Origin of the sequence: Helicobacter mesocricetorum, from assembly GCF_900198605.1 — a bacterium.
GTDB lineage: Bacteria > Campylobacterota > Campylobacteria > Campylobacterales > Helicobacteraceae > Helicobacter_D > Helicobacter_D mesocricetorum.
The window spans coordinates 1-9,470 of sequence record NZ_FZPJ01000039.1 but is presented as its reverse complement, the minus strand read 5'-3'; the positions used below and the strand labels follow the sequence as shown (position 1 = coordinate 9,470).

Genomic DNA, 9,470 nt, shown 5'->3' with positions numbered 1-9,470 from the left:
GAAACTAGCACTTGGAAAAAATTATGGAATAATGATCAACAAGAGTTTAATGCCTGGAAAAAAGAACACGAACACAGACAAGCTACCAAGGAAATAAAAGATGCTGTAATCCATTTACAAAATATCCACGAACACACTTCCATAAGTGCATTTATGAAAAGGCTTATAAGTGGAGAGATAGATGAGAAAACTAAAGACGCTTATTTCACAGATTTAAAAAATATCGCTACTTTTTATGGATTTGATAAAGCAGGACACGACCAAAATGGGGACATTTTCTTTATGGATAAAGAGGGCAAACTTTATAAGGTAGAGCATAACTTTTTAGGCTCTATTCTGCCAACACTGCTAGCCAATAAGTTTTCTATTACTGGAGGGATTAGTGGAAGTATCACAGGGGCAAGATTAGCCCCTAAAGGTTTAGCAACATTAGGGGGTGCAGTAGTAGGAGGGGCAATAGGAAGCTACGCAGGGGCTGGAGTAGATGCCATTCTTTCTAATCAGCTTTTAAACAGAGAGCAAAACTTTAAAGAGATTCATAGGCATATGCTAGAGGAGGGGGCATTATCTGCAGTTGGTGATGGAGTAATCTTAGGATTAGTTAAGAGTTCTAATGGGATTTTAAAGCTTACTACAAAGAGTTTGGAGGCGGTAGGAAAAGTAGCTAAAAATACCCCTATCATAGGAAATATAAAAAACATGGCTGAATCCCAAAATCTACGAGCCGCTCAAGATTTAGCCCTAAGGTCTTTTTCTAAAGAGGAAAGAGAGGAATTGTTAGCATTTGCTAAAAATATAGGGGGTGCTCCACAATCTTTACATTCTAAAGACCTAAACAAAGGTTTGGAATATTTAAAAGAAAAATTTGGAGAGGATTCTAGAATCTACAACACAGCCCAAAGCCTTAACGATATTTTTACTCCTAAAATGCCCTTGAGGGCTAAACAACAAGAATTATTAGCCGTTATTAGAAATAGTGAGGATAATGATGTATTAGACATATTAAAAGAGGTTGCTAAGATTAATCCTCAAGCGAATAAAAACTTAAGAAATATGCTAGGTTTAACCACTGCGAATTTAAAGAGCGAATTACAAAAATTTGATATTAACCCCCAAGATATTAAGATTATCTTTGATGATTATACCAAAGGCACAAAAGCAGCTTATGAGGAAGCTAATGAGAAAATCTTAAGCAAAATCTATGATGATAATTATAAGGTGGTCTTAGATTCTAAAGAATTTGATAAATTCTATGAAGAGCAGCTAAAATATTATGAAATTCCAAGTGCGTATAAAAATACTTTACTCTCTATTAAGCATAAGGTCTATAATCCACAAGGTGTAACTTATAAGGATTTAGAAGCAACAAGGAAAAGCCTTAATAATCTTTATTCAGAGGATAAGACTTTAGATAGCTATCTTAAAAACTTCATTAGTAGCCATTTAAGAGAGGATATTAATAAAGGGATTAATAATATTTTCTCCCAGAATAAAGAAGCTTACGAGCAGGCAAAAACACTCTATGAAACAAAATTGGCAGATTATGCGAATTTAAAAGAAATACAAAATTCTAGCATTTATGAAAAAATCCAAAATGTAGATAATTCTTTAGAGGATATTGCTAAGGCTATCTTAAAAAATGCCAAAGGAGCGGGTAAGATTGCAGGGGCAGAAAATCCACCACAAGCTTCCAAAGCAGGAACGAATAATAAAACCCTGCTTAATAACTTCGATGAGCTAACCAAAGGATTAACAGAGCAAAATAGACAATCTTTAGAACTTAACCTCTTAGATAAAATCTTTGCGTTTTCTTTAGTTAAAAATGGTGAAACAAAGGTCTTAGATTCTACATCATTTTTAAAGGCTTTAGAGGAAAATAAACAAATATTTAAAAGCAAGGGATCTAAAGAATATATACAAGCAATACAAGACTTCCATAAACTCTTTAAAAGGGATGCGGATATTTTAAACTCTCTGCCTAATCCTAACCCTAAAGAAAACACTAGCAATATAGCTACGACTTTTGATGGTCCAATCAAGCATGTGCTTGTCGATGGAGTTTTTGGAAGAATATATCGGAATTTCACACACGATGGCATTTTATTTGGGGCTTTTTTTCCAACTATAGGTTTAGGAATCCAAAAGGCAGCATTAAAATACCATTTAAGCAAAGCCTTAAAAGAATCTAGCTCTTTAGAGAATTTTAACTTTAATATCACCCAAAGAGCTAATAGGGGAGGATTTAACAGCCCTACTAAAGAGCTAGTAGAAAGAATAGTAGAACAGGTTAGTGAAGCAAAAGAGGAGGCTTTAAGGGCGATAAAAGAGGGGACAAAAGCCCAAGAGATTCCTCAAGATTTAAAAGAACAATGGCTTAAGGAGTTTAATTTAGAGAGCTTAGAGCAGGATTTTATCCCTAACTTTATTCCAGAAGTTAAAGAAGCCCTAAATAAGGAAAATATATCAGAAATAAAGGTTACAAAGGGAAGCCTTATTAAACTTCTAAAAGAAAATAGGCTTAAATATATGGATAGAATTAAACCAACACTACAAAATCCAGATAGAATTATTATACAAGATGAAAATACGATTATTTTTGCAAAGGATTTTAACGATAAAAAATACTTTACAAGTGTAGCAAGGGATGAAAATGGGGAATGGATTGTAAGAAGCAATGCACCCAAAAGCGAGAGTGGATTAAATAATAAAATCTCAAAAGGGGGTAGAGAAATTTATCAAGCGAGTAGTCAGATTAACGCTATTACTCCTTACGATGATATAGCCAATTCTAATATCAAACTTGATACACACATTATACCACAATCCCCTACAAACCAAAGTATTTTAGATAAAGCCCTAAAAGAAAAGCAAGATGGTATCGCTAAAGAGCAGAGATTGCAACAGGAATCCCAACAAAAACAAGCCAAAAGAGCCTCCCTTCTTAACCAAAAAAGGCAATCCATACAACAAGCAAAAGACTCTAATGTTGGTAAATCTGTTAATGAAGTAGAATTACTTTTAAGCGATAGTATTCCTTATACCCCTCTTAGGCAAACAAGTATTAACCTAGAGAATAAAACCTATAATGCCAAATATGTAATTATTAAAAAGCAAGATTTAAAACCTAATTTTAGCAACACAGGCACACAAGGCAGACTCATTAAACAAACAAGGGTTATAGAGGATATACAAAATAACCTAAATCCTAATAAACTATTCTTTAGTGAGGGTGGATTTGATGGATTACCAATTATATTAGCAGATGGTAGTGTAAGTGTAGGGAATCATAGAGCAGAAGCTCTAAAAAGACTAAGTAAGGAATCCTTACATACTTATAAAGAGGAAGCCAAGAAAGCCTTTAATGTAGATTTGAGAGAGGATGAAGTCATTGTTAGAATGCTAGATTTTGATATTCCTAAACAAGAAGTCTTAAACCTCTCCTTTGCTTCTAATGTAGGACGAGAACAAAATATAGCAGAAAAAGCCCTTAGCACCTTAGGGAAATACCAAGAGGGTATTTCTAAACTCCCTAATAGACTAACAGCCTCTAGTGTAGAGGAGATGCAAAGCATTGTTTCTAAAACCTTAGATACTACCAATAATGGCTTAAATACCTTTGATACGAATTTAGCCCTTTTTACTCATTTAGCCAAAACTAGAAACAAAAGTATCTTAGAAAGCCTAGAGAGCTTAAAGGGAAGTGCAGAGGAAAAACAAGCGACTTTAAGAATGTTTGTAGAAAATGCAGGGAGCTTTTATAACATAAGCCAACAAACCTTAATGCCAAAACTTGATTTAAGGGATTATCTAGCTCAAGCTTTGTATTTTACAATCAAAGCTTCCCCTTCAAGAAGGGATAATTTTAGAGAAGTTATTACAGAAATACAAGATTTATTGAAAACCACCGATACACAGGGCAAAAATGCTTTCATAGAACAAAACCCTGATTATTATGAGGATTTAATAGGTAAGATAATGGGATACTCTCTAGCAAGGTTTAAAGAGCTAGAAAATCCACCTAAAAATCTCTTTGAATTCTTAAGCAACTTAGAGACAGCATTAAGGCAGGAATTAGAGCCTACACTCTTTAGTAATGGTAGAGCAATAAGCACAGCTGATATTTATGATTTTTTAAGTATGAATATTAAAAGTGGGATACCCAGCGAAGAAGCTTCTGAACTCTTAGAGCTACTCCCTAAACTTAAAGAAAAACAAGAGGGGTTTAAAAACTCACAAACACTTCCACCTAATCCTAAGATTGTAGAGGATACACAAGAAACATTACCTAGTATTCATAGCCCACAATCCACAACCTATTCACAATCTCTTGAGTTAATAGCAGGCTTTAAAAACCAATTAGTGCAAGGACTGGATGCATTTTTTGAAAATACAAACATTTCAAAAGCCAGTTATGAAAAATACAGGCTTTTAGGAGTGGATAAGTTTTTTTCTGATTTTGATATTGCAAGTATTCATAATCTAGGTTTAAATAAAGATTATTCACAAATTTATACAGGCACTTTACAAAATGGAAAGCATTTTGAGTTAGAAGTTCAAAAAATATCTCCTAGTAATAATAGCGGACTTAATTTTCACCAAAAAGTCATCTTTAAAATCGCTAAAGGTAGCGGTGAAGTAGAAAAAAAGCTTGAATGGATAAGGCATTATTATAAAACCTCACAAAAAGACGAAACCCTTTTTGAAAATGGCATAAGTATAGAGCTAAACAATGGCGAAAAAAACAAACTCTTAAACTATAAGCAAAATGCAAAAAGTGCCAAGCTAGAAATACAAACACAACCCCTGCAAGAAACCCTAGAGCAAAAGCACAATTTACTTCCTGATGATGATTTTAAAAGCTTTTTAGACCTTAAAGCAATAGGTGATAATCCAAGATATAGAGAATACAAGGGAGAAAATATTTATAATCCACAAAGAGGGATTTATAGCACTTTAGGATTTGATTTTAATAGCACAAAAGAAGCAAAAGCTTTCATTGATGAAGCACAAAGTGAGCTTACACTAAAAGAAATAGAGTTATTAAAAGATAGTTTCAAAGAGATAGAAATAAAAACCAATTATGCAGATTATGATGGACGAATTAGAAACAATTATCCCCCTTATATAAAACTCAATGATGAAAAAGCAAATGTAATTTTACAATACAAGATTAAATCCTTAGGGTTTGATGAAAGTAATCATTTTTTAAATCTGTTTGAAAAATACGCAAAAAACCAAAATGAGTTTTTAAAAGCAAATGGTGAGCCTTTTGGGATAAACTTTAAACTTCCAGAATCTAAAGATAAAGGCAAATTAGCACTTAAAGTTTTAAGTGATGCAAAAATGGGACAGGTAAAAGGAGTATTTTTTAGAGAGGATTTAAAAGAGCTTAGTGGGAATGGGGAGATTGATTTAGTTTGGGGAGAAGTTACAAACCCACAAACCCATAAAGGCTATGGATTAGCTCATATTATTGATAAGCATCCAGACTTTGATATAAATCTTATTCCAGAGATTATAGAGAGGGGGAAGCTAATTAATCAAAATAATATGCGATACCGCTTAGAATTTGAAAGCTATGTTATAGGTTTAAGTAGTGAATTTAAAGGAGAGAAACAAAACTTTATCATAACTGCTTTTGAAAGAAACAAGGATTTAGACACACTTTCACCGAAGCCTAAGATTACAGATAAATCGGACAATATATTACCTAACCTTGATACACAGATTATACCACAAACCCCAGAGGAGTTTTATGATTTGGGATTACAAATTAGCCTAGCAAAGAGCGAGCTAAGAAGCCAAGAGAAAGATTTAGACTACTATAAAGGGCTTAATCAAGAGTTTTTAGAAGAATGGGGAGAGGATGTTAATAAAGCCTATCTAAGGCATAAAGAGTTAGCTAAGAGCAATGGCAGAGATCCCCAAAGTTTCCAAGAGTTTAAAAAAGAGTATTTAGAGCAGCTAGAAAACTCCAACACACAAATCTCCAAAGCCCAAGCTAAAGTAACAGAGCTAAAAGACTTTTTAGTAAAAGCCCAGCAAGGCTTTGATAACTTTAGCATAGAGGGGTATAAACGACGCAAAAACAATTTTTTCCCTATTGATTACAAAGATGCTAAAGAATTTGTCGCTAAATATGAAAGCTTAGGGCAAAAAGGCAAAGAAACCCTATTTAATACCATAAGGGATTTTACCAAAGGACAACTCCAAACTATTTTGCAGTCTAAAAATAGAGGATTTAATCCCATAGAGACTCAAAGACTAGAGCAAGTGCTACTAGAGCTAAGGGAATTTTACGAATCTTTGCCCGAAAGTTCCCAAAACCTAGAGGGCTTTTATAAAAAGTTTGCGCTTAAAAAACAATTTAACCCCCTCCCAGAGCTAACACAATATAATCCACCAAGTGAAATAAATCCTCCTAAAAAAGCCACAAGCCGTGATAAGAAGGAGTATTTACAAGCCCTAGCAGATCATTTAAAAGTATCTCCACAAGAGGCAAAAGACCTGCAAGAGAAATACTTAAAAGTGCTTAAAGACCAAGACGATTTAGGGTATTATACTGCCTTAGAACAACATAATTTAGACGATGATGTATTTGAAGGCATAAAAGAGTTTAAAGAAAAAAACGCACTTAAAAACGACCTAGATTCTAAAAAGGCTTTACAAGTCAAGATCAGTAATTTTTTAGACCCAAAAGGCGACATTACTAAAGAGTTTTTAAAACAAACAATGGAGGGCTTAGAGAGCAAAAATATAGAGGATTTATACAAGAGCCGCAGGAAGCTCATTAACACAAGAGATTTAATCAACTCTGCTTATGAGTTTAATGGCGATAACTCTATTTACCAAAGAGGCGTTAGAGCTTTGCAAGATTTAGTAGAGCAAGTAGAGGATAGGATTAGCTACAAGTTTGATACACTGCCTGATTTTATCTCCAAACCAAACCCAAGCAATCCTAGAAGTAGGACCCAGCAGTTTTTAGCTTATATCAATGATGCCAAAGAAGCAATCGAATATAGCTTTTTATCCAACACCCCCATAGAGCAAACCATAAAAGCCCTACAAACAGGAGAAGAGGATGTCTTAAAAAAGCGATTTTTAGCAAGATTAAAAAAGGAGTTTGGGGGTGTTGTAGAGCCACAAATCACCAAAGAGATTTCACCATTTAAACACGATTTTAGCACCACAAGCACGAACGAGGCAAAAACGATAATAAAAAATCATTTAAAGCCTATTTTAAACACGACTTTAACAAGCGCAGATGGTAATAATGCAACATTATCGCTTAAAAGCCTTAATAAAATGGTAAGCGATAGTGCGGTTAATAAATCTATACAAAATGGATTTAATAGAGATACGCATTTAAACGCAGTGGCAAACATTGAAAACCTTTTTAAAAATGCGAAATTACAAACAAGCTACAATGGCGAAAAAGTGGGCGATAATACAATTATTCATCGCTTTAATAGCGAGTATGGAAACGCAAATGCGCTTATTACGACAAAAGAGAGTTTAGATAAGGATTTAAATAAAGTTTATTCTTTAGAATTAGAATTAACCCCCCGCTATCATTCTAATCCGCCGACTAAAAGAGAACTAGCAGAGGCAGTCAATACTCACAATAAAATAACTAGCGGCGAGGCTATAAAGCCTAGTAAGCCTATTGTAGAGACTGATAATGAAATTATACCACAATCCACATTCACTGCGTTAGAGGATAGAATTAAAGAGTTTGCCAAAAGTCTTAATGCCTCCACAAATCCTCAAAACATAGCAGTTAATAATATACAAAGCTTCGCACATTGGCTTAGTGGATGGAGTGAAAACCCCATAAACCCAGAAGATATTTTAAAAAATCCCAAAGACTTTATAAACCATTACAATAATACAGATTTTAGAATCCTCTTAAACGATATAGAGCTTTTAAAATATGGCATAGATTTAAAACTTCCTAATGACTTAAAAGCATTAATTCATACATTAAAAAGCCAAGCACAAATAGACTCTGAATATGCAAAAAAAGAACTTAACCAAAGCCCAGAAGCACTCCAAAACGCAGAAAAACATTATAAAGAGGCAAGAGCAAGGATAGAACAGCATTATAATCTCTCTCCTTTGAAAGGCTTTGGCACAAATTACGCCGAATATTATCACGATGGAAGCGGGGCTATAAAGAAAATCTTAGCCGAAGCTAAAGGTTATGAGGCTAGAAAAGAGCTAGGAGAGCTTACGCAATCGGAATCTAAAGAGGGGCAGTTTAAAGGGCAAGTTGTAGGGGCGTTTTATCGACAGGATTTAGAGGATTTAAGCGGTAATGGAGATATTACTTTGGTTTGGGGGGATGAGAAAGCAGGATTGGCACATATTTTAGCAAGACGCAAAGAGGATTTTATTAATCAGGGTGTTAATGCCAAAGAAGCACAGCAAAAAGCCCTAGAGTTTATAAGAGATTTGCCTACCTTAATACAACAAGGAAACTTAAGAAAAGAACAAACAAGAGCCTTTATAGAGCTAGGCGACCATTTAAGCGTGATTGCTTTAAATTACAAAGGAGAGGCGAATAATTGGGTTTTAACTGCATATAAAAAAAGAAAACGCCCTTAATCCAGCGTATTCGCACCAAATTAAGCATAATACTAATACTTCAAGCGAGACTCGTATTAGTGGCGATAACGCCATTATACCACAAAAGAACATCACAGAAGCACAGCTAGAGAATGAAATAGACAAAGCAGTGCAAAGGGTAGATGAGATAAGTGGCTTTTTAAGCACTGCCCTTAATTAACTATCTAAAAGAGCTTAACACCAAATTCAAAACAAAAGCTTTAACCAAACAGCAAAAAGCCGAGTTAGTTAGCCTATAATATTTTGCAGAATTATGATACACCCCATATAGGTAGAGGATATAATGGATACTCCATAAGCAATAATACCATAGCCGCTTATGCAAATGGGATAAAACCCATTAGCAAATGGGAACGCTCAAGATGCTAAGGAGTTTGGAGAAATAATAGGCGTTAAAGTGAAACTCAAAGACTTAAAAGAATTCCTTTTAGCCTATGGAGAAAAAGCACACCACCACACTAGCAGCTATTATAATGAAACAACATTTTATTCACTAGCAGAAGCCATGCAATATAAAAGCAGTTTCTAAAATACTTCCCCTATGCAATCTTAGAATAGATTTAAAGCTTAAAACACCCATTTTTAACCCTTTATTTGAAAGTTAAAAAATTTTAGCATTCCATAAAATTTAGATTTGTTTAGTGGCATAGGCGGATTTGCATTGGGATTGCAAAAGGCAGATAAGGATTTTTATCAAACTATTAGCTTTTGTGAAATTAATGCGTATTATGCTGAAGTCTTAGAGAAAAACTTTAGTGGTATCCCTATTGAGATATTAAAACACTTAATACCAAAGGTATGGCGGTAGAATTATTCACTGCTGGGTTTCCTTGTCAAGATTT

Annotated in this window: 2 protein-coding genes; both read left to right on the top strand. The window is 34.2% G+C overall.

Features of this window, described 5'->3' with window-relative positions; genetic code table 11:
- Window positions 1-153 precede the first annotated feature (153 nt).
- On the top strand, window positions 154-8,607 hold the full coding sequence (locus C6H18_RS07940; protein WP_233704105.1) for a putative barnase/colicin E5 family endoribonuclease: 8,454 nt from the start codon (window positions 154-156) through the stop codon (window positions 8,605-8,607).
- Window positions 8,608-9,262: 655 nt separating this feature from the next.
- On the top strand, window positions 9,263-9,436 hold the full coding sequence (locus tag C6H18_RS09480) for a DNA cytosine methyltransferase (protein ID WP_199770174.1): 174 nt from the start codon (window positions 9,263-9,265) through the stop codon (window positions 9,434-9,436).
- The last annotated feature ends 34 nt before the right edge of the window (window positions 9,437-9,470 follow it).

What these genes read in the sequence shown, in the direction of transcription:
- C6H18_RS07940 (WP_233704105.1), top strand. Translation starts at nt 154, where the DNA reads ATGAAAAGGCTTATAAGTGGAGAGATAGATGAGAAAACTAAAGACGCT.